Source organism: Streptomyces sp. NPDC018263, from assembly GCF_055562575.1.
In genome coordinates, this window is sequence record NZ_JBVHFA010000004.1 from 158263 (window position 1) to 182500 (window position 24238).

General features: G+C 71.7%; 18 protein-coding genes. 12 read left to right on the top strand and 6 right to left on the bottom strand.

Annotation, left to right across the window (positions count from 1 at the left end; genetic code table 11):
• Window positions 1-11: 11 nt before the first annotated feature.
• From ACZ3HQ_RS13190 to ACZ3HQ_RS13205, 4 genes are all read right to left on the bottom strand, one after another.
• On the bottom strand, window positions 12-731 hold the full coding sequence (locus ACZ3HQ_RS13190) for a class I SAM-dependent methyltransferase (RefSeq protein WP_467510289.1): 720 nt from the start codon (window positions 729-731) through the stop codon (window positions 12-14).
• A 76-nt stretch (window positions 732-807) separates the two neighbouring features.
• Window positions 808-3225 carry an ATP-binding SpoIIE family protein phosphatase gene (locus ACZ3HQ_RS13195; RefSeq protein WP_467510291.1) on the bottom strand — a complete coding sequence of 806 codons (2418 nt, stop codon included), beginning with the start codon at window positions 3223-3225 and terminating at the stop codon, window positions 808-810.
• Between the two features lie 144 nt (window positions 3226-3369).
• Complete coding sequence (locus ACZ3HQ_RS13200; RefSeq protein WP_467510293.1) at window positions 3370-5775, bottom strand: MFS transporter; 2406 nt, start codon at window positions 5773-5775, stop codon at window positions 3370-3372.
• 167 nt (window positions 5776-5942) lie between these two features.
• Window positions 5943-6386 carry an SRPBCC family protein gene (locus tag ACZ3HQ_RS13205; RefSeq protein ID WP_366569835.1) on the bottom strand — a complete coding sequence of 148 codons (444 nt, stop codon included), beginning with the start codon at window positions 6384-6386 and terminating at the stop codon, window positions 5943-5945.
• Between the two features lie 133 nt (window positions 6387-6519).
• Here ACZ3HQ_RS13205 and ACZ3HQ_RS13210 point away from each other — a divergent pair, with 133 nt between their 5' ends.
• Window positions 6520-7566, top strand: coding sequence for an Rv2578c family radical SAM protein (locus tag ACZ3HQ_RS13210; protein WP_467510295.1), 1047 nt, complete (start codon window positions 6520-6522; stop codon window positions 7564-7566).
• 142 nt (window positions 7567-7708) lie between these two features.
• Window positions 7709-9271 (top strand): alpha/beta hydrolase, encoded by a 1563-nt coding sequence (locus ACZ3HQ_RS13215; protein ID WP_467510297.1) that lies wholly within the window; start codon window positions 7709-7711, stop codon window positions 9269-9271.
• A gap of 8 nt (window positions 9272-9279) precedes the next feature.
• On the opposite strand, the gene ACZ3HQ_RS13220 is transcribed toward ACZ3HQ_RS13215, so the two are convergent.
• Window positions 9280-9864 (bottom strand): adenylosuccinate lyase, encoded by a 585-nt coding sequence (locus ACZ3HQ_RS13220; protein WP_467510299.1) that lies wholly within the window; start codon window positions 9862-9864, stop codon window positions 9280-9282.
• Window positions 9865-10211: 347 nt separating this feature from the next.
• On the opposite strand from ACZ3HQ_RS13220, the gene ACZ3HQ_RS13225 reads away from it, so the two are divergent.
• From ACZ3HQ_RS13225 to pssA, 9 genes are all read left to right on the top strand, one after another.
• Window positions 10212-12017 carry a 3-hydroxyacyl-CoA dehydrogenase family protein gene (locus ACZ3HQ_RS13225; protein WP_467510300.1) on the top strand — a complete coding sequence of 602 codons (1806 nt, stop codon included), beginning with the start codon at window positions 10212-10214 and terminating at the stop codon, window positions 12015-12017.
• A 154-nt stretch (window positions 12018-12171) separates the two neighbouring features.
• Window positions 12172-12981 carry a TetR family transcriptional regulator gene (locus ACZ3HQ_RS13230; RefSeq protein WP_467510301.1) on the top strand — a complete coding sequence of 270 codons (810 nt, stop codon included), beginning with the start codon at window positions 12172-12174 and terminating at the stop codon, window positions 12979-12981.
• A 422-nt stretch (window positions 12982-13403) separates the two neighbouring features.
• A complete protein-coding gene (ccrA, locus tag ACZ3HQ_RS13235) occupies window positions 13404-14744 on the top strand; it encodes a crotonyl-CoA carboxylase/reductase (RefSeq protein ID WP_037855229.1) in 1341 nt (446 codons plus the stop codon).
• Window positions 14745-14754: 10 nt separating this feature from the next.
• Window positions 14755-16800: a protein meaA gene (locus ACZ3HQ_RS13240; protein ID WP_467510302.1), complete on the top strand. Its 2046-nt coding sequence runs from the start codon at window positions 14755-14757 to the stop codon at window positions 16798-16800.
• Entirely contained in the window at window positions 16797-17756 is a 960-nt protein-coding gene (locus ACZ3HQ_RS13245; protein ID WP_467510304.1) for an HpcH/HpaI aldolase/citrate lyase family protein, read from the top strand. The genes ACZ3HQ_RS13240 and ACZ3HQ_RS13245 overlap by 4 nt, the downstream gene beginning before the upstream one ends.
• Window positions 17757-17758: 2 nt before the next feature.
• Window positions 17759-18271 carry a MaoC family dehydratase gene (locus ACZ3HQ_RS13250; protein ID WP_361113603.1) on the top strand — a complete coding sequence of 171 codons (513 nt, stop codon included), beginning with the start codon at window positions 17759-17761 and terminating at the stop codon, window positions 18269-18271.
• Window positions 18272-18274: 3 nt separating this feature from the next.
• Window positions 18275-19480, top strand: a complete 1206-nt coding sequence (locus ACZ3HQ_RS13255; protein WP_467510306.1) for an acyl-CoA dehydrogenase family protein — start codon at window positions 18275-18277, stop codon at window positions 19478-19480.
• Between the two features lie 170 nt (window positions 19481-19650).
• On the top strand, window positions 19651-20310 hold the full coding sequence (locus ACZ3HQ_RS13260) for a phosphatidylserine decarboxylase (protein ID WP_467510308.1): 660 nt from the start codon (window positions 19651-19653) through the stop codon (window positions 20308-20310).
• On the top strand, window positions 20297-21151 hold the full coding sequence (gene pssA / locus ACZ3HQ_RS13265; RefSeq protein ID WP_161187438.1) for a CDP-diacylglycerol--serine O-phosphatidyltransferase: 855 nt from the start codon (window positions 20297-20299) through the stop codon (window positions 21149-21151). Before ACZ3HQ_RS13260 ends, pssA begins: the two co-directional genes overlap by 14 nt.
• A gap of 718 nt (window positions 21152-21869) precedes the next feature.
• On the opposite strand, the gene ACZ3HQ_RS13270 is transcribed toward pssA, so the two are convergent.
• Window positions 21870-22973 (bottom strand): glycerate kinase, encoded by a 1104-nt coding sequence (locus tag ACZ3HQ_RS13270; protein WP_467511053.1) that lies wholly within the window; start codon window positions 22971-22973, stop codon window positions 21870-21872.
• Between the two features lie 120 nt (window positions 22974-23093).
• Between ACZ3HQ_RS13270 and ACZ3HQ_RS13275 the strand changes: the two genes are divergently transcribed.
• Window positions 23094-23588 carry an NUDIX domain-containing protein gene (locus tag ACZ3HQ_RS13275; protein WP_467510310.1) on the top strand — a complete coding sequence of 165 codons (495 nt, stop codon included), beginning with the start codon at window positions 23094-23096 and terminating at the stop codon, window positions 23586-23588.
• Window positions 23589-24238: the final 650 nt, after the last annotated feature.

Consider the following 24238-nt stretch of genomic DNA (forward strand, 5'->3'; position numbering starts at 1 on the left):
CCGGGACGTTCTCACTCCCGCGCCAGCACGAACCACCGGGCGGGCAGGTCGATGCGGGTGCCGTCCGGGAAGTGCTCGGTCTGCGGCAGGACCGTCTCCCCGGTGGCCAGTATCTTCAGGCCCGCCTCGGCCAGCAGGCGGGGTATCTCCTCGTCCCCGGCGTCGGCGGGCTTGAGGTCGTGGTGGAAGACACGGCGCAGCTTCGGCGGCGGCCCGGCCGGGCCCTCGGACGCCCGCTTCAGCACATCACGGGACGCGGAGGTCAGTTCCACGACGAAGGCACGGCCCGCCTCCCCGAGCAGCTCGGCCACGGCGGCGGCGACCAGGGGCCGGGCCGAGGGCTCGCTCTGGTGGATGACGGCGCGCATGTAGACGTTGCTGTCCCCGAGCCGGTCGTGCAGCGCGCGCACGGCGTCGGTGTCGGTCAGGTCGAGCTGCTCGAACTCGGCGGCGGCGCCGGCCGTGGCCCGGCGGGCGTGGTCGATCGCCGCGTCCGAGAGGTCGACGCCGACCGCGCGGGCGAACCGGGTGGCGAGGTAGCGGGTCTGGGTGCCGTTGCCGCAGCCGAGGTCCACGATGACGCGGCCGGCGTCGGCGTGCGGCAGGAGGAGGTCGCTGTGCGGCTCGGCGGTCAGCGCGGGGTCGGAGTCCCAGATCGCGTCCCCCCGCTCGTCGGAGGTCTCCCGCCAGAAACTCTCCCAGTTGGAGCGGTAGTCGTCGGAAACGTTCACTGCGATCTCCCCAGAGTCGGTGCCATGATCGGGATATCGCGCCTAGTGCCCTCCGGCAAGGGGTCCAAGGGCACCTTTACGGGATCAGCGCCTGCTCGAACCACACCGTCTTGCGGTGCCCGCTCGCCGTCGCGCCCCACTCCTTCGCCAGCCGGCTGACCACGCCGAGACCCCGGCCCGCCTCGTCGTCCCGTCCGGCGGTGCGCATGTCCGGCAGCTCCGGCTCGTCGTCCGTGACCTCGAACAGCAGGTCCCCGGCGCGGACCACGCGCAGCCCGACGGAGCCTCCCCCGCCGTGCCGCACCGCGTTGGTGACGACCTCGCTGACCAGCAGCAGCGCGGTGTCCACCGCCTGCGGCAGCCCCCACGTCAGCAGGCGTTCGCGGACCAGGTGCCGGGCGCGGGACACCTCGCGCGGGTCCGACTCCAGGTGCCACTGGGCCACGTGGTCGTCGGGGATACCGTTGAGCCGGGCCATCAACAGGGCCACGTCGTCCTTGCGTCCGCCCCGGGTGTTGAGGGCGCGGATGATGGTGTCGCAGGCGGCGTCCATCGAGGCGGCCGGATGCGCGGCGGACTCGCAGAGCGCGGCCAGCCCCTCCCCGATGTCGGAGCCGCGCACCTCGACCAGGCCGTCCGTGCACAGCACCAGCCGGTCGCCGGGCGCGACCCGTACCGTGGTCGCCTCGAAGGGCACTCCGCCGACGCCGATGGGCGCGCCGGTGGGCAGTTCGAGCAGCTCGCTGCCGCCGTCCGCCGCGCGGACCAGCACGGGCGGGATGTGCCCGGCGTTGGCGACCCGCAGCTCGCCGCGGATCGGGTCGTAGACGGCGTAGAGACAGGTGGCGAGGTAGTTCTCGCCGAGCCTGCGGGCCAAGTCGTCCAGGTTGCGCAGCAGTTGGGCTGGTGGGGTCTCCAGTGCGGCCATGGTCTGGACGGCGGTGCGCAACTGGCCCATCATCGCGGCCGAGTTGAGCCCGTGGCCCATCACGTCACCGACGACCAGCGCGGTGCGGGAGCCGGGCAGTTTGACGGTGTCGAACCAGTCGCCGCCGATCCGGCCGAGCAGGGTGCCGGGCAGATAGCGGGTCGCCACGTCGCACCCGGCCATGCGCGGGGCGACCTGCGGCAGCATGCTGTCCTGGAGGGTCTCCGCGACGTTCTCCTGGTACGTGTACATGCGGGCGTTGTCGAGCACCAGCCCGGCCCGGGCGGCGAGTTCGGCGCCGGTGGTGCGGTCCATGCCGTCGAAGGGCAGCCGGTCCGCCCGGCGCAGCAGCACCATGAAGCCGAGCACCACATTGCGCGCCTTGAGCGGGACGATCAGCAGGGAGCGGCCGTTGATGAGGGGCCTGAGGTCCCGCTTCTCGAACTCGCCGGAGATCCGGTTGCCCAGTTCGTCGCTGATCCTCGGGATGAGGACCGGTTCGCCGGTGACCATGCACTGGTAGAACGGCGTGTGCTCGGGGAAGGCGAACGCCTCGCCGACCGGCACGGTGTCGTCCCAGCGGCCGGGTTCGTCGTTGTGCTCGACCCAGACCCGGTGCATCACGGTGCTGGCGTCGGGCGGCCCGTCGGGGAAGCCCTCGCCGGCGAGGACGGCGGCGCGCAGATGGGTGCCGGCGAAGTCCGCGAACCGGGGTACGGCCGCGCTGGTGACCTCGCGGATCGTCTCCCCGAGGTCGAGGGAGGTGCCGATGGCGGAGCTGACCTCGTTGAGGAACTCCAGCCGCTCCCGTACGGCCGCGTACTCCAGGTCGGCCGGGGCGTCGGCCGGGATCAGGGACTCCGAGCGGAGGTGCGGGACAACGCTGTCAGAGCGGCCGGGGCGCCGGGGCACACCCCAGTACGGGGTGACGGGCACCCGTTCGTACTGGCTGAACTCCAGTACCGGGTAGCCGAGTTCGAGGACCTGGGAGACGATGCGGGCGCTGAGTCCGGGGCCCATGTTGGGCAGGATCTCGGGAAGCCTGCGCTCCAGGTCGGCGGCGGTGGGCAGTTCGGTGTGCCGGGCGAAGCCGGGCGCGATGCGTTCGGCGCTCTCGTCCGGGTGGCCGCGGGCCTCGCGCAGCCGGGTGGCGTCGGCGGCGAGCACCAGCAGCCGGGAGGGGTCCGGCCCGACCAGCGGGTAGGCCCACCACAGCACGTCGGTCCGCTCGTCGTCCCCGCGTCCGGGCGGGGTGAGCCGGGCGCGTCCCGCGGTGGGGTAGCCGGTGTGGGCGCCGAGGGAGGTCTCCAGGTCGGGACCGTCCCCGTCGTCGGGCGTGTCGTCCTGGAGGTCGTCGGGGAGGGCGCCGGAGACGGGCAGCAGGTCCGCGACGGGCTGTCCGACGGCTTCTTCCCGGCCGGGGCCGAACATCCGCCCGGCCCCGCTGCTCCAGTGGGACACCAGGCCCGCGCGGTCGACGATCACCACGGCCAGCGGAATCCGGCCCGCCGCGGAGTTCTCCGCACCGCGGCCGGGAGACGCGTCCCGCTCGCTGCCACGGTCCATGGCCCAGGCCCTCTCTCCCCACGGCTGTACGCGAACGATCAATGCCGCCCGCCACTACCGTACGGGGGAGTCACGTCGCCATGTGTGGCAAACCGTGAATTCCGTCCCCCGAGATCCCCGTTGGGTCGAGAGGGCTGACAACCCTCAGTCCTCGTGCCCCAGTTGCAGGTCACGCTCGGTGCGGCCGCCGCCCGCGACCTGGAGGACGGTGGCGACCGGCGGGTATCCGGCCGCGATGACGGTGTACTCGCCGGAGGAGAGGTCGACGAAGCGGAAGGTGCCGTCGGGGCCCGTGGTGAGGGTGTCGACGACGTTCCCGGCCGCGTCGAGCAGGGTCACCCGCGCGTCCTCCACGGCGCGCCCGCCTCCGGCCCGGACGGTGCCCTTGAGCACGGCTCCGCCCGCGAGTTCGACGTCCTGCCGGGTCTCGCGGGACGCCTGGACGGTGACCGGGAGGGCGGCGGGGCGGAAGGCGGGGGCGCTGGCGGCGAGGGTGTACTCCCCCGCGACCAGCTCGCCGATGACGTACCCGCCCTCACGCCCGCTGCGGGTGGCGGCGACGACCTCGCCGTGCACGTTGGTGAGCGTGACGGTGGCGTCGCGTACGGGGCTGCCGTCGGCGGTGAGCACGGCGCCCGCGAGGCGTCCGGCGCCGCCGAGGACCACGTCCAGTTCGACGGGGCGTTCACCGACGGTGACGGAGACGGCCTGCGGCTGGTGGCCGCCGGCCGCCGCGATGAGCACGTAGGAGCCGGCGCCGGGGGTGGCGAGCGCGTAACGGCCGTCGTCGCCGCTGGCGCCCCGGCCGATCTGCACCCCGCCGACGTCGATGAGGGTGAGCGCGGCGCGGGGCACCACGGTGCCGTCGGGGTGCTGGACGGTGCCGCAGACCGCGATCCCGGCGGTGTGCGGCACGCGGGCCTGGGGCGGTACGGGGATGCCCGGCACGGTGTCCGGGTCGGTGGCGGTGGGGGCGTGCTGGGACACCAGGGGTTTCTCCTTGAGGAAGAAGGCGATGATCAGACCGAGGACGAGCACCGGCACCAGGTACAGGAAGATCCGGGGCATCGCGTCGGCGTAGGCGTGGATGTAGGCGTCCCGCAGCGCCGGGGGCAGCGCGTGCACGAGCTGCGGGGTGATCGCCTCGGGGTCGGGCAGCGCGGCCGAGGCGTCCGGCGGGAGGTCCTCGCGCAGGGCGTCGGTGAGCCGGTCGGCGAAGAGGGTGCCGAAGATGGCGGCGCCGACGCTGCCGCCGATCTGCCGGAAGTAGTTGTTGGCGCTGGTGGCGGTGCCGAGGTCGGCGGGGCGCACGGAGTTCTGCACGGCGAGCACCAGGACCGGCATGACCAGGCCGATGCCGGTGCCGAGGACGGCCATCCAGACGCTGTAGGACAGCCGGGGGGTGTCGACCTCCAGCCGGGACAGCAGCCACATGCCGAGCGCGGCGAGCGCGGCGCCCACCACCGGGTAGACCTTGTAGCGGCCGGTGCGGCTGATGAGCTGGCCGCCGACGATGGAGGCGCCGACGATGCCCGCCATCATGGGCAGCATCAGCAGCCCGGACTCGGTGGCGCTGGCCCCGTCGACCATCTGGAGGAAGGTCGGCAGATAGCTGGCCGCGCCGAACAGGGCGACGCCGATGACCAGTCCGACCAGGCCGGTGATGTTGAAGACGGAGTCCCGGAACAGCCGCAGCGGGATGAGGGGTTCGGCGGCGAACCGTTCAGCCACGACGAAGAGGACCACGGCGGCCAGCGCACCCGCGCCGAGGCCGATGATCTCGCGCGAGCCCCAGGCGTACTCGGTCCCGCCCCAACTGGTCAGCAGCACCAGGCAGGTCGAGGCGGCGGCGAGCAGCAGCGCGCCGGGCACGTCGAGCCGGGCACGCTTCCCGGGCTTGGGCAGCTTCAGCACGGCGGCGACCACGGCGAGGGTGACCAGGCCGAAGGGGACGTTGATGTAGAAGCACCAGCGCCAGGAGAGATGGTCGGTGAAGTAGCCGCCGAGCAGCGGTCCGGCGACGGAGGCGAGGCCGAAGGCGGCGCCGATCAGGCCCATGTAACGGCCGCGCTGCCGGGGCGGCACGATGTCCGCGATGATCGCCTGCACGCCGATCATCAGGCCGCCCGCGCCGATGCCCTGCACCGCGCGGAAGGCGATCATCTGGTCCATGCTCTGCGCCCGCCCGGCGAGGGCGGAGCCGATCACGAAGACCAGGATGGCGAACTGGAAGACGCCCTTGCGGCCGAAGAGATCGCCGAGCTTGCCGTAGAGCGGCAGGCCGATGGTGGAGGTCAGCAGATAGGCGGTGATCGCCCAGGACATCTTGTCCAGGCCGTGCAGCTCGCCGACGATCTTCGGCAGCGCGGTGGCCACGATCATCTGGTCGAGGGCGGCCAGCAGCAGCGCGAGCATCAGCCCGACGAAGACCAACCGCACCTGGCGCGCGCCGAGTTCGGGTTCCGGAGCGGGTGGTGGGTCCAGGTGTTCGACCGGAGCCGGCACCGCCTCGGCGACCGGCTCCTCGCACACCAGCGTCGTTCCGCCCACGTACCGCTCCCCTCGCTCACACCTGTCGCACATCCCGCGTTACGCGACAACTGCGAACACATACGGCGAGTTACGGCATGAATCCGGTCTCGGCGGAGATCACCCGAACCGGTGAGGGGAGCGGTGAAAGGATCAACGCTCCCCGCACCGGCCGGTATTCGGAGCGATCAGCTCTCGACCTGCGCGGCGAGCCGGTCGAGCACCGAGTCGTAGATGCGGCCCAGGCCCTTGGGGGCGAAGGTGCGCTCGAAGAAGCCGCCGATGCCGCCGGCGCCCTTCCAGGTGGTGGTCACCACGACACGGGAGCGGCCCTCGTCGGCAGGGGTGACGCGCCAGGTGGTGACCATGGTGGAGTTCTGGTCCTTCTCGACCAGCTCGCCGGGGGTGGGCTCGCTGACCTCCAGCAGGCAGTCGCGCACGCGCTTGCTGGTGGCCTGCAGCTTCCAGTGGACGAGGGTGCCCGCGCCGTCGCCGCCCTCGCGGACCTCGTACTCGCTGAAGTGCTCGGGGAGCAGCTTCGGGCGGGTGGTCCGGTAGTCGGTCAGCGCGTCGAACACCCTGTCGGCGTTCGCCGCGATGACTCGTTCCGTAGTGGCCTCGACCTGCGCCATCGCTCTCCTCCACGACCAGTTTTCCAGCGTTTCGGATCAGCCAACCACCCCGGCATCCCGGCTCCAAATCGGGGTTCCCCCGATCATGGGAACAGATGTTCTATTCTGGGGAACGAGCTACCGAGGAGGCGTCATGCGCTGGGAGAACCTGACCGACGAGTCCGGTGGTCACGGCCGGACCCCCGACGGCGCGCTGTTCGGCGCGGACGCCGTGGTGACCCGTACCTTCGACACGCCGGAGTTTCGCGGCATCACCTTTCACGAGGTACGGGCGCGGTCGATCCTGAACCGGGTGCCGGGCGCGTCCCGGATGCCGTTCGAATGGACGGTGAACCCCTATCGGGGCTGCTCGCACGCCTGTGTGTACTGCTTCGCCCGCAAGACGCACAGCTATCTCGACCTGGACACCGGACTCGGCTTCGACTCGCAGATCGTGGTCAAGGTCAACGCGCCCGAGGTGCTGCGCCGCCAGTTGGCCTCGCCGCGCTGGGGCGGGGAGCACGTGGCGATGGGCACCAACGTGGACTGCTACCAGCGGGCGGAGGGCCGGTACCGGCTGATGCCGGGGATCATCGACGCCCTCACCGAGCGGGCCAACCCGTTCTCCATCCTCACCAAGGGCACGCTGATCCTGCGCGACCTGGACCGGCTGGTGCGCGCGGCCGAGGTCACCGACGTCGGCATCTCGGTCTCCGTGGGCTTCACCGACCCGGCCCTGTGGCGCACGGTCGAGCCGGGCACCCCGGCGCCCGAGCGGCGGCTGGACGTGGTGCGCACGCTCGGCGAGCACGGCATCGGCTGCGCGGTGCTGATGGCCCCGGTGATCCCCTTCCTCAGCGACCAGCCCGGTCAGCTCCGCGACACCGTCCGCGCGATCGCGGAGTCGGGGGCCACCTCGGTGACCCCACTGGTGCTGCATCTGCGGCCCGGCGCGCGGGAGTGGTTCATGAGCTGGCTCGCCGAGCACCACCCGCACCTGGTGACCCGCTACCAGCGGCTGTACGCGGGCGGCTCCTACGCCCCCACCTGGTACCAGCGCCGGGTCACCCGCCAGGTGCACGAGCTGGCACGGGATTACGGCATCGGGCCGACCCGCGCGGGCGCCGGCCGGCGCATCCGCCCGGCCCGGCCCGACGAGCGGCCGGCGGAGCCGGAGCCGACGCAGCTCACCCTGATGTGAGGGCGTTCGAGGGCATCCGGCGACCCGTTCGGGTCAAGTACGGGGCGAACGCGCCGAAGGGGACGGGGATCGCAGGGACGATGCCGCGAGGACCGCAGCCCCCGCGGTCCGCGCCATCCTCCGTCCCGTGGAGTTGCCACGCATGAGAACACGCGCAGCCGTGCTGGGCGCGACGGCCGTCCTGCTGGCGGCCTCGGCCACCGCCCAGCCCGTCCAGGCCGCCCCCGCCCCTGCCGCGCCGGGCCTGACCTGGAAGGACTGCGGCACCGGCGACTACCCGACCCTCCAGTGCGCCTCCCTGAAGGTCCCGCTGGACCACGCCCGGCCGGCCGGGCGGCAGATCTCCCTCGCCCTGTCCCGCGTCCCGCACACCGCGAAGACCTCCCAGGGCCCCCTGCTGGTCAATCCCGGCGGCCCCGGCGGCAGCGGGCTCACCCTCGCCGGGTACATCGCCTCCGCACTGCCCGCGAAGGTGGCCGGGCAGTACGACGTCATCGGCTTCGACCCGCGCGGCGTCGGCAAGAGCACCCCGGCGCTGAACTGCGCCCCGGACCACTTCGAGCCGGTACGCCCCGACACCGTTCCGGCCACGCCCGAGCTGGAGCGGCGGAACCTGGACCGGGTGCGGTCCTTCGCCGCCGCCTGCGGCAAGGCGCACGCGGACGTGCTGCCGTACATCGACACCGTCTCCGCCGCCCGTGACCTGGAGTCGGTCCGCGCGGCCCTGGGCGCCGACCGCCTCAGCTACCTCGGCTACTCCTACGGCACCTACCTGGGCGCGGTCTACGCCAAGCTCTTCCCGGCGCGGGTGCACCGGCTGGTGCTGGACTCGATCGTGAACCCGACCGGCGTCTGGTACGAGGACAACCTCACCCAGGACCACGCCTTCGACGCCCGTCACAAGGCCCTGATGGCCTGGATCGCCGCGCACGACGAGGCGTACGGCCTGGGCACCGACCCCGCGCGGATCGAGGCCGACTGGTACACGATGCGGGCCGCGCTGGCGAAGGACCCGGCGGGCGGCGAGGTGGGCGCCGCCGAGCTGGAGGACACCTACATGCCGGGCGGCTACTACGACGGCTACTGGCCCTACCTCGCCGAGGCGCTGGCCTCCTGGGTCCACGACAAGGACACCGGGCCGCTGGAGCAGGCGTACGAGAACTTCGCCGCCGTCGACGCGGGCGGTGCCAACAACTACAGCGTCTACACAGCCGTGCAGTGCCGGGACGCGCCCTGGCCGCGCGACTGGCGCCGCTGGTCGCGGGAGACCTGGGCGGCCCACCGCAAGTCGCCCTTCATGACCTGGAACAACGCCTGGTACAACGCACCCTGCGCGTTCTGGCCCACGCCCCCGCGCGAGCCGGTCAACATCGCCAACGGCAAGCTCCCCCCGGCGCTGCTCTTCCAGGCCACGGACGACGCGGCGACCCCGTACTCGGGCGGTGTGATGGCCCACCGGCTCCTGGCCCACTCCAGCCTGGTCGTCGAGCAGGGCGGCGGCAACCACGGCGTCACCCTGACCGGCAACTCCTGTCTGGACGACCACCTCACCGCCTACCTCACCGACGGCACGGTCCCGCGCGGGCGAGGCGAGGTGGACGCGGTCTGCGACAAGTCCCCCGCCCCCAAACCCCTGGCCGCCAAAACGGCCCCGGCCGCCTCAAAGGGCTCAACCCTCCACGGCCTACTGGGCTTCCGCCACTGAGGCCGGGCTCAACTCCGCTGCTGCTGACGGGGGATGCGTCCCAGGGCGGTCACGGCGGCCTTGGCCAGGGGCGGGTGGGCCAGCGCCTCTGTCAGTACCCGCTTCGCGCGCGGGTCGGCCAGGGTGCCGAGGCCCTCCACGCAGGCGAGGGCGACCCGGCGGTAGGGGTCGTGGGGGCGGAGGCGGCGTTCGAGGGTGGTGATGAGTGCGGGAACCGACTCGGGAGCCCGCAACCGGACGAGGAGGCGTACCGGTTGCAGCGCGTAGGCGACCCGTAGTTCGTTGGTGGCGAGCGCGGCGGCCGCCCGCGCGGTACGCGGGTCCCCGAGCACGGCCAGCGCCTCGGCCGCCGCCGCACACCGGGGCGGGTCCCGGTGGTTGAGCAGCAGCACCAACGACTCGAACGCCCGCCGGTCCCCGGCGATTCCCAGCCGGTAGGCGGCCAACTCCCGCGCCCACAACGGCTGTCCGGGCGCGGTCAGCACACCGGCCAGCTCGTCGTGGTCCCCGGTGCCCACCAGCCTCTCGTAGGCGGCGCCGCCCCGCGACTCCCGCCGTAAGCGTTCGGTGAGCACTCGCAACTCTTCGTCCACGTACCCAGCGTAGGCGCGCGATGACGGTGAAGGGAGGTACATCACAAAGCCGAGTTGGCGTCCGCCACTGGCGCGCTCGTTACTCACTGGTTAAGCTCAGACGAGCGAGTTACCCACTCGCGCTTCGGCTGGCGACGGTCTGGTGACGCAACCGTCGAGAGCACGACCCGGCTCCGGGACAGGGCCGGTCGGCAAGTTGGTCCGTCCTGGGCGTGTGCGCGCCCGACAGGACAGCACCGGGCGTGTGCGCTTCGCAGCCCGGCAACACCCGCATCCCCGCGCTTCGGCACGCGTCCTCACGCGTGCGGCGCGTTCCTCGTCGTCACCACTCTTCCTGGAGTTCCGCGATGGCCACTCCCCTGTCCCACACCCCTCCCTCCCCGCTGCGGACGATCGCCGTGGTCGGTCTCGGCACCATGGGCACCGGTCTCACCGAGGTCCTGGCGCGGGCCGGCCGCACCGTGGTCGGCATCGACATCGACGCCGACCAGGCCGCCACGTGCGTCAAGGCGCTGGAGCAGTCCACCGCCCGTGCCGTCGAGCGCGGCCGGCTCACCGAGCCCGAGCGCGCCGCCCTGCTGGACCGGGTCACCACCGGAACCGACCTCGCCGCGGCCGCCGACGCCGACCTGGTGATCGAGGTGGCCCCGGAGTCGTACGAGATCAAGCAGCAGATCTTCGCCGAACTCGACCGCGTGGTGCGGCCGGAGGCGATTCTGGCCACCGGCACCAACGCGCTCTCCGTCACCCGGCTCGCCGCCGGTTCGAAGCGCCCCGAGCGCGTCCTCGGCCTGCACTTCTTCAACCCCGTGCAGGCGATGAAGCTGGTGGAGGTCGTGTCCTCGGTGCTGACCGCGCCGCAGGCGGTCACCGCCGTCACCGACCTCGCGGTCGAACTGGGCAAGGAGCCGGTCGCGGTGGGCGACCGCCCCGGATTCGTCGCGGACGGCCTGCTGTTCGGCTATCTGAACCAGGCCGCCGCGATGTACGAGGCGCGCTACGCCTCCCGCGAGGACATCGACGCCGCGATGCGGCTGGGCTGCGGTCTGCCGATGGGCCCGCTCGCCCTGCTGGACCTGATCGGCGTGGACACCGCCCGCCGCGTCCTGGAGGCGATGTACGCCGAGTCCCGCGACCGGCTGCACGCCCCGGCGCCGATCCTGAAGCAGCTCAGCCAGGCGGGCCTGACCGGCCGCAAGGCGGGCCGCGGCTTCTACACCTACGCGGCCCCGGGCAGCGCCGAGACCGTCCCGGACGCCCTCACCCCGGCGCCCGGCAGCGCCGCCACGGCGGGCCGTGCGGTGCGCTCGGTGGGCGTGGCCGGGTCCGGCACGATGGCGTCCGGCATCGCGGAGGTGTTCGCCAAGGCGGGCTTCGAGGTGATCCTGGCCGCGCGCAGCGAGGAGAAGGCCGAGGCCGCCAAGGCCCGCGTCGGCAAGTCGCTGGACCGCTCGGTCGCCAAGGGCCGCCTGACCGCCGAGTCGGCGGCCGGGATGCTGGAGCGGATCACCCCGGCGGGCGGCTACGAGGCGTTCGCGGACGTCGACCTGGCCGTGGAGGCGGTCGCGGAGGACCTGGACGTCAAGCGGCAGCTCTTCCAGGCGCTGGACAAGGTCTGCAAGCCGGGCGCGGTCCTGGCCACCACCACCTCCTCGCTGCCCGTCGTCGCCTGCGCCCGCGCCACCTCGCGCCCGCAGGACGTGATCGGCATGCACTTCTTCAACCCGGCCCCGGCGATGAAGCTGGTGGAGGTGGTGCGCACGGTGCTCACGGCCGACGACACCCACGCCACGGTCCGCGAGGTCTGCGCCCGACTGGGCAAGCACCCGGTGGACTGCGGCGACCGCGCCGGCTTCATCGTGAACGCGCTGCTGTTCCCGTACCTGAACAACGCGGTCAAGATGGTCGAGGAGCACTACGCGACCCTGGACGACATCGACGCGGCGATGCGGCTGGGCGGCGGCTACCCGATGGGCCCGTTCGAGCTGCTGGACGTGGTCGGTCTGGACGTCTCGCTGGCCATCGAGAAGGTGCTCCACCGCGAGTTCCGCGACCCGGGTCTCGCCCCGGCGCCGCTGCTGGAGCACCTGGTGGCGGCGGGCTGCCTGGGCCGCAAGACCGGCCGGGGCTTCCGCGAGTATGCCCGCCGCTGACGGTGGCGGCCTCCGGGACGGGCCGGAGTGGGGCGGGCTGCTCGAACCGGGCGGCCTGACCCCGCCCGGCCGGGGCCCCGCCCACTTCGGGGGCGGGAGTCCCGGCCTCCCGGCACCCGCGCGTGGCACCGCGTCCATGCAGTACGTTCGGGTCATGTCCCAGCCCGTCAGGTCCTCACGTACATCCGCCGCCTCCGACGCCCCGGAGAGCGCCGCGGGCGGCCGCGCCGCCGCCCAGCGGCTGAAGATGCGCCGGGAACTGGCTGCGGCCGCGATGGAACTCTTCGCGTCCAAGGGGTACGAGGCGACCACCGTGGACGAGATCGCCGCGGCGGCCGGGGTCGCGCGGCGCACGTTCTTCCGCCACTTCCGCTCCAAGGAAGAGGCGATCTTCCCCGACCACGACGACACCCTGATCCGGGCCGAGGCGGTGCTCAACGCGGCCCCGGCGCACGAGCATCCGCTCGACACCGTGTGCCGCGGGATCAAGGAAGTCATGCGGATGTACGCGGCCCAGCCGGAGATCTCGGTGGCCCGCTACCGGCTGACCCGCGAGGTGCCCACGCTGCGGGAGGCGGAGATCGCCTCGGTGGCCCGCTACGAGCGGCTGTTCACCCGCTATCTGCTGGGCCACTTCGACGAGCGGGCGCACGCCGACGACGCCAACGACGATCCGCTGCTGGCCGAGGTCGCCGCGTCCGCCGTGGTCACCGCGCACAACCACGTGCTGCGGCGCTGGCTGCGCGCGGACGGCCAGGGCGACGTGGAGGCGCAGCTCGACCACGCCTTCGCCATCGTCCGCCGGACCTTCGGCACGGGTATCGGGGCCGGCCGGAGCACGACGTCCACGGCCGCCCCGGCGACGGTCTCCGCGCAGGGCGAGGTGCTGGTGACGGTCGCCCGTACCGACGCCCCGCTGGACGAGGTCATGCGCACCATCGAGCAGGCGCTCAAGGAGCGCTGAGCGCGCGCCTGACGCTGTGACGACGGCCACCCCTCGGGGTGGCCGTTTTGCCATGTCCGGGCCTGTTTTCTGGCGCCTTCCGGAGCCCGTTCGATCGATCATCGCTCATTTGTTACGTAAAGATTTCATGTGAGAGGAAGTTCTGGCACTCAGTGCCTTGCCGCCTGACACGCGGTGTCATACGTTGAGAGTGTCCGGACGGCCGGCGCGTAGCGAAATCCCGCGCGTCGGCTGTCCCCGCAAGCCACCCGGCTCGCGCGTCCGGACGCCTGCGTCACAGGCAACCTCCCGCGCCACAAAGCGCCGCCGAAGCACCCGCCGCCCAACCGACGGCACACCCCTCGCACCCCCGAGCGCACTTCCCGCACCGACGAAACCCCAGCGCCCCTCCCTCAAGGGCGTTCACCGCCGGAGGCAATACCGTGACCGTGAAGGACATCCTCGCCGCGATCCAGTCGGACGCCACGTCCGCCGACTTCGCCGCCATCCCGCTGCCCGAGTCGTACCGCGCGATCACCGTGCACAAGGACGAGACGGAGATGTTCGCGGGCCTGGAGACCCGCGACAAGGACCCGCGCAAGTCCACCCACCTCGACGAGGTGCCGCTGCCCGAGCTGGGCCCCGGCGAGGCCCTGGTGGCCGTCATGGCCTCCTCGGTGAACTACAACTCGGTGTGGACCTCGATCTTCGAGCCGCTGTCCACCTTCGGGTTCCTGGAGCGCTACGGCCGCACCAACGAGCTGGCCAAGCGGCACGACCTGCCGTACCACATCATCGGCTCCGACCTCGCGGGCGTGGTCCTGCGCACCGGCCCCGGCGTCAACGCCTGGAAGCCCGGTGACGAGGTCGTCGCGCACTGTCTGTCCGTCGAGATGGAGTCCTCCGACGGCCACAACGACACGATGCTCGACCCCGAGCAGCGCATCTGGGGCTTCGAGACCAACTTCGGCGGGCTGGCGGAGATAGCGCTGGTCAAGTCCAACCAGCTCATGCCGAAGCCCGGCCACCTGAGCTGGGAGGAAGCCGCCGCCCCCGGCCTGGTCAACTCCACCGCCTACCGCCAGCTCGTCTCGCGCAACGGCGCCGGGATGAAGCAGGGCGACAACGTGCTGATCTGGGGCGCGAGCGGCGGACTCGGCTCGTACGCCACCCAGTTCGCCCTCGCCGGCGGCGCCAACCCGATCTGTGTCGTCTCCAGCGACCAGAAGGCCGACATCTGCCGCTCGATGGGCGCCGAGGCGATCATCGACCGCAACGCCGAGGGCTACAAGTTCTGGAAGGACGAGCGGACCCAGGACCCCAAGGAGTGGAAGCGCTTCGGCAAGCGCATCCGCGAGCTGACCGGCGGCGAGGACATCGACATCGTCTTCGAGCACCCCGGCCGCGAGACCTTCGGCGCCAGCGTGTTCGTCACCCGCAAGGGCGGCACCATCACCACCTGCGCCTCGACCTCTGGCTACATGCACGAGTACGACAACCGCTACCTGTGGATGTCGCTCAAGCGCATCATCGGCTCCCACTTCGCCAACTACCGCGAGGCGTGGGAGGCCAACCGCCTGATCGCCAAGGGCAAGATCCACCCGACGCTGTCCAAGGTGTACTCCCTGGAGGACACCGGCCAGGCCGCGTACGACGTGCACCGCAACCTCCACCAGGGCAAGGTCGGCGTGCTGTGCCTGGCCCCCGAGGAGGGCCTCGGCGTGCGCGACGCCGAGCTGCGCGCCGAGCACATCGACGCGATCAACCGCTTCCGGAACGTCTGAGGAGCGAAACGTGACAGAGCGTCAGGCGCCGCAGGCGCGTCAGAAGGACCGTCCGTGGCTCATGCGGACGTACGCCGGGCACTCGACGGCGGAGGCGTCCAACGAGCTGTACCGGCGCAACCTCGCCAAGGGCCAGACCGGTCTGTCGGTGGCGTTCGACCTGCCCACCCAGACCGGCTACGACGCCGACCACATCCTCGCCCGCGGCGAGGTCGGCCGGGTCGGCGTGCCCGTCTCGCATCTGGGTGACATGCGCAGGCTGTTCCAGGACATCCCGCTGGACCAGATGAACACCTCGATGACGATCAACGCGACCGCCATGTGGCTGCTGGCGCTCTATCAGGTCGTCGCCGAGGAGCAGGGTGTGGACATCACCCGGCTCCAGGGCACGACCCAGAACGACATCGTCAAGGAGTACCTCTCGCGCGGGACGCACGTCTTCCCGCCGGGACCCTCGCTCCGGCTGACGACCGACATGATCGCGTACACGGTGTCCCACATCCCCAAGTGGAACCCGATCAACATCTGCAGCTACCACCTCCAGGAGGCCGGCGCCACGCCGGTCCAGGAGATCGCGTACGCCATGTCCACCGCCATCGCGGTGCTGGACGCGGTGCGCGACTCGGGCCAGGTGCCCGAGGAGCGGATGGGCGACGTGGTCGCGCGCATCTCCTTCTTCGTCAACGCGGGCGTCCGCTTCGTCGAGGAGATGTGCAAGATGCGGGCGTTCGGCCGCATCTGGGACCAGGTCACCCGCGAGCGGTACGGCATCGAGAACCCCAAGCAGCGCCGGTTCCGCTACGGCGTCCAGGTCAACTCGCTCGGTCTGACAGAGGCGCAGCCGGAGAACAACGTCCAGCGGATCGTGCTGGAGATGCTGGCCGTGACGCTGTCGAAGGACGCCCGCGCCCGTGCCGTGCAGCTCCCCGCCTGGAACGAGGCGCTGGGGCTGCCCCGCCCCTGGGACCAGCAGTGGTCGCTGCGCATCCAGCAGGTGCTGGCGCACGAGAGCGACCTGCTGGAGTACGAGGACATCTTCGCCGGCAGCCACGTCATCGAGGAGAAGGTCTCCGCCCTGGTGGACGACTCACTTGCCGAGATGGCCCGGATCGAGGAGATGGGCGGCGCGATGGCCGCCGTCGAATCCGGCTACCTCAAGGCCCAGTTGGTGGCCTCGCACGCCGAGCGGCGGGCCCGGATCGAGTCCGGCGACGAGAAGATCATCGGCGTCAACATCTTCGAGACGACCGAGCCCAACCCGCTCACCGCCGATCTGGACACCGCGATCCAGACGGTCGACCCGGCCGTCGAGAACCGGGTGATCGAGGCCCTGGGCACCTGGCGGGACACCCGCTACCAGCCGCCCTTCAACCACCCGCGCCCCTGCAAGGCGCTGGAGAAGCTGAAGGAGGCCGCCAAGGGCACGGACAACCTCATGGAGGCCACCCTGGAGTGCGCCCGCGCCGGTGTCACGACCGGCGAGTGGGCGGGGGCGCTGCGCGAGGTGTTCGGCGAGTACCGGGCACCGACCGGCGTCTCCTCCGCCCCGGTGGCGGTGCCCGCCGAGGCCGGGTCCGCGATGGCCGGGGTGCGGGCGCGGGTGGACGCCACCGCGCGCGACCTGGGCGTGGGCAAGCTGCGCTTCCTGGTGGGCAAGCCGGGTCTGGACGGGCACTCCAACGGCGCCGAGCAGATCGCCGTACGCGCCCGTGACGCCGGGTTCGAGGTGGTCTACCAGGGCATCCGGCTGACCCCGGAGCAGATCGTGGACGCCGCCCTGGCGGAGGACGTGCACGCGGTCGGCCTGTCCATCCTGTCCGGCTCGCACGCCCAGTTGGTGCCGGACGTGCTGGACCGGCTGCGCGAGGCCGGGGCGCACGACATCCCGGTGATCGCGGGCGGGATCATCCCGAACGCCGACGCCGAACTGCTGAAGTCGGCGGGCGTGGCCGCCGTGTTCACCCCGAAGGACTTCGACATCACCGGAATCATCGGCCGTATCGTCGACGAGATCCGCACAGCGAACAAGCTCGACCCCCTGGAGGTCCCCGCATGACCGTCAACCGTCTGCGTCCGCGCCGCTCCTGTCTGGCGGTGCCGGGGAGCAACCCGCGGTTCCTGGAGAAGGCGCAGGGTCTCCCCGCCGACCAGGTCTTCCTGGACCTGGAGGACGCGTGCGCGCCGCTCGCCAAGCCGGAGGCGCGGCACACCATCGTCAAGTTCCTCAACGAGGGCGACTGGACGGGCAAGACGCGGGTCGTACGGGTCAACGACTGGACGACGGAGTGGACGTACCGCGACGTCGTGACGGTGGTCGAGGGCGCCGGCCCCAACCTCGACTGCATCATGCTGCCCAAGGTGCAGAACGCCCAGCAGGTGGTCGCGCTCGACCTGCTGCTGACGCAGATCGAGAAGACGATGGGCTTCGAAGTCGGCCGGATCGGCATCGAGGCCCAGATCGAGAACGCCCAGGGTCTCAACAACGTCAATGAGATCGCGTCGGCCAGTCCGCGTATCGAGACGATCATCTTTGGTCCCGCCGACTTCATGGCGTCGATCAACATGAAGTCGCTCGTCGTGGGTGAGCAGCCGCCCGGCTACCCGGCGGACGCCTACCACTACATCCTGATGAAGATCCTGATGGCCGCCCGCGCCAACGACCTCCAGGCGATCGACGGCCCCTACCTCCAGATCCGCAACGTGGACGGCTTCCGCGAGGTCGCCGGCCGCGCCGCCGCGCTCGGCTTCGACGGCAAGTGGGTGCTGCACCCCGGCCAGGTGGACGCCGCCAACGAGGTCTTCTCCCCCTCGCAGGAGGACTACGACCACGCCGAGCTGATCCTGGACGCCTACGAGTACTGCACCTCCGAGGCGGGCGGCAAGAAGGGCTCGGCGATGCTCGGCGACGAGATGATCGACGAGGCCAGCCGCAAGATGGCCCTGGTCATCGCGGGCAAGGGCCGCGCCGCCGGCATGCAGCGCACCAGCAAGTTCGAGATTCCGGAGGCGTGAGCATGCAGTTCGGGCGCACCTACGAGGAGTTCGAGGTCGGGGCCGTCTACAAGCACTGGCCCGGCAAGACGGTCACCGAGTACGACGACCACCTCTTCTGCCTCCTCACCATGAACCACCACCCGCTCCACATGGACGCCAACTACGCCGAGAGCACCACGGACTTCGGCAAGAACGTGGTGGTCGGCAACTACATCTACTCGCTGCTGCTCGGCATGTCGGTGCCGGACGTGTCCGGCAAGGCGATCGCCAACCTGGAGATCGAGTCGCTGAAGCACGTGGCGCCGACCTTCCACGGCGACACCATCTACGGCGAGACGACCGTGCTCGACAAGTGGCCGTCGAAGTCGAAGAACGACCGCGGGATCGTGCACGTGGAGACCAAGGGCTACAAGCAGGACGGCACCCTGGTGTGCGTCTTCCGCCGCAAGGTCATGGTGCCGACCGAGACGTACATCAAGGAGCGCGGCGGCGAGCAGCCGGGCCGCCCGGAACTCAAGCAGCAGGAGAAGTAGGCCATGGCCCGACTCGCCCAGACCGCCGGCCTGACGGACATCCAGCAGGAGATCCTCTCCACCGTCCGCGACTTCGTGGACAAGGAGATCATCCCGGTCGCCACCGAGCTGGAGCACCGCGACGAGTACCCGCAGCAGATCGTGGACGGCCTGAGGGAACTCGGCCTCTTCGGTCTGATGATCCCCGAGGAGTACGGGGGCCTGGGCGAGTCGCTGCTCACCTACGCGCTGTGCGTGGAAGAGATCGCCCGTGGCTGGATGTCGGTCTCCGGGATCATCAACACGCACTTCATCGTGGCGTACATGCTCAAGCAGCACGGCACGCAAGAGCAGAAGGACCACTTCCTGCCGCGCATGGCGGCGGGCGACATCCGGGGCGCGTTCTCGATGTCGGAGCCGGCGCTCGGCTCGGACGTGTCGGCCATCACCTCTAAGGCGGTGAAGGACGGCGAGGAGTACGTCCTCAACGGCCAGAAGATGTGGCTGACGAACGGCGGAACGTCCTCGCTGGTGGCCGTTCTGGTCCGGAGTGACGAAGGACACCCCGAGGGCACCGCACCGCACAAGTCCATGACGACCTTCCTGGTGGAGAAGGAGCCCGGCTTCGGCGAGGTCCGCCCCGGTCTCACCATCCCCGGCAAGATCGACAAGATGGGGTACAAGGGCGTCGACACCACCGAGCTGATCATGGACGGCCTACGCGTTCCGGCCGACCGCGTGCTCGGCGGCGTCACGGGCCGGGGTTTCTACCAGATGATGGACGGCGTCGAGGTCGGCCGCGTCAACGTCGCGGCGCGCGGCTGCGGTGTCGCCCAGCGCGCCTTCGAGCTGGGTGTTCAGTACGCCCAGCAGCGGCACACCTTCGGCAAGCAGATCGCCCAGCACCAGGCCATTCAGTTCAAGCTGGCCGAGATGGCCACCAAGGTCGAGGCCGCCCATGCGATGATGGTGAACGCCGCGCGCAAAAAGGACTCCGGGGAGCGAAACGACCTGGAGGCCGGAATGGCCAAGTACCTGGCCTCCGAGTACTGCAAGGAGGTCGTCGAGGACGCCTTCCGCATCCACGGCGGCTACGGCTTCTCCAAGGAGTACGAGATCGAGCGCCTGTACCGCGAGGCGCCGATGCTGCTGATCGGCGAGGGTACCGCCGAGATCCAGAAAATGATCATCGGTCGCCGCCTGCTCGAAGAGTATCGGTTCCAGGGCTGATTGTCCGGAGACGGGGTGTTATCGCCGAGAAGAAGATCACACCCCGTCGACGCTCTTCGGCCGCCGACTCGGCTTCCTGGCTTGCCCAGTTGCGCCCCGCGCCCGGTACGATCCCCGGAAAGCCGCCGTCCCCCGTCATTGCGCGGCATCATCCGCTACGAAGGTCATCCATGCCCCACAGCCAAACCTCTGCACCCAGCGACAGCCGAGCCGGCGGCGTACGCCTCGCGCGCGGAGCATCGCCGTGGCTCCTCCCGACCGTCGCCACCGCGGCCCTCAGCCTGGCACGGGCCCGCCGCTCGGGCGTCGCCAAGGCCGTCGCCGTGCCCGCCACCGCTCTCGCGGCGGGCATGCTGTGGTTCTTCCGCGACCCGGAGCGCGAGATCACCGCGGGCCGCGTCATCTCGCCCGCCGACGGTGTGGTGCAGAGCATCATGCCCTGGAAGGACGGCCGCACCCGCGTAGCCATCTTCATGAGCCCGCTCAACGTCCACGTCAACCGCGCGCCGCTGGCGGGCACCGTGACGTCGGTCGAGCACATCCCCGGCGGCTTTGTTCCGGCTTTCAACAAGGAGAGCGAGAACAACGAGCGCGTAGTCTGGCATTTCGACACCGAACTCGGCGACATCGAGATGATCCAGATCGCGGGCGCTGTGGCCCGCCGCATCGTGCCGTACATCCCTGAGGGCACGAAGGTCGAGCAGGGTGACCGCATCGGTCTGATCCGCTTCGGCTCGCGTGTCGACCTCTACCTGCCCGCGGGCGTGGAGGTCGACGTCGAGGTCGGTCAGAAGACCGTGGCTGGGGTGACTCGCATTGACCGTGATTGATCCAGAGACACAGGCGGGCTGGGTGCCCGAGGCCGACGAGGCGGGCGACGAGGAGGAGATGCCCCTCTCTATGCGCCTGTCGATAGCGGACACCCTCACGCTCGGCAACGCGACCTGCGGCTTCATGGCGGTGTACTTCACCACCACCGGCATCCTGATCCCGCACCTCACCGGCAGCCAGGAATCCGGCATGGCCCGCCACAGCGCGGCCACGGCGGTCATCCTCATGCTCTGCGCGGCGGTCTTCGACCTCTTCGACGGGCTGGTGGCGCGCAAGCTGCGCTCCTCCCCGATGGGTGCGGAGCTGGACAACCTCTCCGACCTGATCAGCTTCGGCCTGGCCCCGGCGTACTTCGTCCTGGTCTACGGCATGGTCGCGGACGACGCGCACCAGCGGGTGGCGGCGCTCGGGGCGATCGTGGTGCTGCTCGCCGTCGTACTGCGGCTCGCGCGGTTCTCGTGCGTGACGCTGAAGGACGGCATGTTCCAGGGCATGCCGTCGCCGTTCGGCGCGCTGACGGTCGTCTCCATCGTGCTGCTGGAGCTGCCGTTCCCGGCGACTCTGCTGGCCATCGTGGGCATCGCCTGGCTGATGGTGAGCCGGGTCGAGTACCCCAAGCCGCGCGGCCGTCTCGCCGGCGCGGTGCTGGGCTGGATCGTCCTGTCCATGGGGCTGCTGGCCGCCTGGGCCTTCGACGCGCCGGGCGGGCAGCTCCTGCTCCAGGCGGGGTGCGCGCTCCAGCTCGTCATGGGCGCGGTGATCCCGCTGTTCGCCACGGCCCGCCGGGTGAACAACTTCCGCGACAACCGCCGGGAGGCGCGAGCGGCGCAGTTGCCGTAACGCGCGAGTGCTTGGCTTTGGGGCCCCGGACTTTCATGGTCCGGGGCCCCTTTGCTTTGCCGTCGGCGGTCAGGACGGGGACCGCTCGGTGAGGGCTTCGGGCCGGGCGGCCTCGGGGCGGCAGGGCCGGGTCTTGCCTGCGGTCGGGCGTCCGCGCGGGGCGGCACGGAGCGGGGCGGCACGACGCGGGCGGAGCGGGGCGGCACGACGCGGGCAGGGCCGGGGCGGCACGACGCGGGCAGGGCGGCTCGGCGCGGGCAGGGCGGCTCGGCGCGGGCAGGGCGGCTCGGCGCGGGCAGGGCGGCTCGGCGCGGGCAGGGCGGCTCGGCGCGGGGCCGGGCGGCGCGGGTCGGGCCGAGCGGGGCGGCTCAGCGGGCATCGGGGCGCTCCTGCACTCCGGGGCGTCGGTGGGATGGGGTTCGGCGATGCTGCGGCACCGCTCGGCAATGCCCACGACCGCTTCCGCCGCCCGGTCTCCGGCACCCAGTCGGCGTCAGCCTCGGCACAGGTGCCGCTCAGCAATCCCCCCCACCGCTACCTGGCTGCCCGGCCCCCAGCCAGCATCAGCCCGCTGCAGGCACCGCTCGGCAACGCCCGCCGCCGCTACCCCGCCGCCCCGTCTCCCGGCCCCCGGTCGGCGTCAGCCTCGGCGCAGGTGCCGCCCAGCGATCCCCGCCACCGCTTCCCCGCCGCCCGGTCCCCCGGCCCCCAGCCGACATCAGCCCCGCCGCAGATGCCGCTCCGCGATGTCGGCCGCCAGGGTTTCCAGCAGGGGGGCCGCCTGGGTGATGCAGGTGGCGGGGTCGGGGTTCAGGGCGGTCAGCGGGTAGGCCGCTGTGATGCCGGCCCGGTGGAGGGTCTCGGGGGGCAGGGTGAGGCGGCCGCACACCGCGACGACCTCCTTGCCCGCCGCGCGGGCCGCCGCGGCCACTCCGGCCGGGGCCTTGCCGCGGAGGGTCTGCTCGTCCAGGGCGCCCTCGCCCGTGATGACGAGGTCGGCGCGGGCCAGGGCCTCGGCGAAGCCCAGGACGTCGAGCATGACCTCGATCCCGGCGCGGAAGCGGGCGCCGAGCAGGAGGGCCGCGTAACCGACCCCGCCGGCCGCGCCCGCGCCGGGCCGGTCCGCGAGGTCGGGGGCCAGGGCGGCCGCGAAGCGGGTGAGGGCATCGTCGAGGAGGGTCACGTCGGCCGGGGAGGCGCCCTTCTGCGGGCCGTAGACGGCGGCGGCGCCGTGCGGGCCGGTGAGGGGGTTGTCCACATCGCTCGCCAGGACCAGCTCGACGGAGGCGAGGCGGGGGTCGAGACCGGTCAGGTCGGCCTCGGCGAGGTCGGCGAGGCCGCCGCCGCCCGGCCCGACCGGCTCCCCCCGCTCGTCCAGGAACCGCGCCCCGAGCGCCGTGAGCATCCCGGCTCCGCCGTCGGTCGTGGCGCTGCCGCCGACGCCGAGGACGACGGTGCGGGCGCCCGAGTCCAGCGCGGCCCGCAGCAGCTCGCCGGAGCCATGGGTGGAGGCGGTGAGCGGGGCGAGGGTCCCGGCGGGCAGGCGGCGGAGTCCGCTCGCCTCGGCCATCTCCACGACCGCCGTGTCCGCGCGTATCGCGTAGGCGGCGGTCACCGGGTGCCCGAGGGGACCGGCGACCTTCACCTCCCGGCGCTCGAACCCGGCCGCGACGGCCGCGTCCACGGTCCCGTCCCCGCCGTCGGCCACCGGCAGCGTCTCGACCTGGACGCCGGGTACGGCCCTCCGCAGCCCGGCCGCCACATGCGCGGCCACCTCCGCCGCCGTCAGCGACCCCTTGAACTTGTCCGGGGCGACCAGCACCCCGCGACCCACACCGTCCCTCACTCCGTGTCCCCTCACCGCTCGCTCCACCGCCCTCACGGGTCGGCGCGGCGTCCACCCTAGGGGTTGTGATCCACGCTCCCTGGTTACCCTGCCTGGATGACCGCCTCTGACGAGTTCGCCACGTACATCGCGGGTCTGCCGCGCGTCCTGTCCGCCGCCGCCACCCTGTTCCGGGACGCGGAGGGCCGGGTCCTGCTGGTCGAGCCGAACTACCGGCCGGGGTGGGGCCTGCCGGGCGGCACGATCGAGTCCGACGACGGCGAGACGCCCCGGCTGGGCGCGCGCCGCGAGACGCTGGAGGAGATCGGCCTGGACCGCGCGCCGGGCCGCCTGCTGGCCGTGGACTGGGTCCCGGTCCCCGGCCACATGCCGCTGGTCGCCTACCTCTACGACGGCGGCGTCCTCACCGACGCCGACCTCAAGGCGATCCGCCTCCAGGAGGAGGAACTCCTCTCCTGGCGCCTGGTCCCCCGTACCGACCTCCCCGACTACCTCCCCCCGCCCCTCGGCCGCCGGGTCCTCGCCGCCCTGGACGCCCTGGAGGACGGCAACGGCCCGGCGGAACTGGAGAACGGCCACCGGGCGGTCTGACGATGACGGGTTCCTCCCCCGCGGACGACGACGCGTACGCGGGGATCGTGCCGGCGTGTGTGATGAGTGTCGGGGCGGCCGGGGTGGCAGCGGCGGTGTGGGTGCTGCCGTCGGTGCGGCGGGTGCTGGGGTGTGCGACATCCCGTGGGTTGCTCTGAGCCGTCACGAGTCCTCAACTGCGTGGCCAGGCGGTTCGTCCTCTTTCCCGCAGCAGTTCGCGGGCTGACGTAACTTCGGGATTCCTGAAGCGTTCTCACCGTGTCCGATCGGTTCACGATCTGGCTGAAGGTGAGGAGGCTCGGGTTGACGCTGGCTGCCGTACGGGACCTGCGCGATGTCCGGCCGCCGGCCACGGCGGAGGAACTGGAGCAGTTCGAGACCGACGTGCTGGCGGGGTTCGTGCTGGCGCGGGCCTCGGCGGGGCTGGCGGACGGCACGATCCGCGGAGACGTCGGGCACCTGGAGCAGATGCGGTCCTGGTTCGGTCGGCCGCTGTGGGAGATGGAGCCGCCCGACGCCGACGCGTACTTCGGGAAGGTGCTGCGGGCCTCACCGAGCGGCACCCGGCTGGGGCGCTCGCAGGCGCTGACCACGTACTTCCTGTTCCTGGAGTTGCGGCACAAGGTCGAGATCCACCGGATGACCGGTCG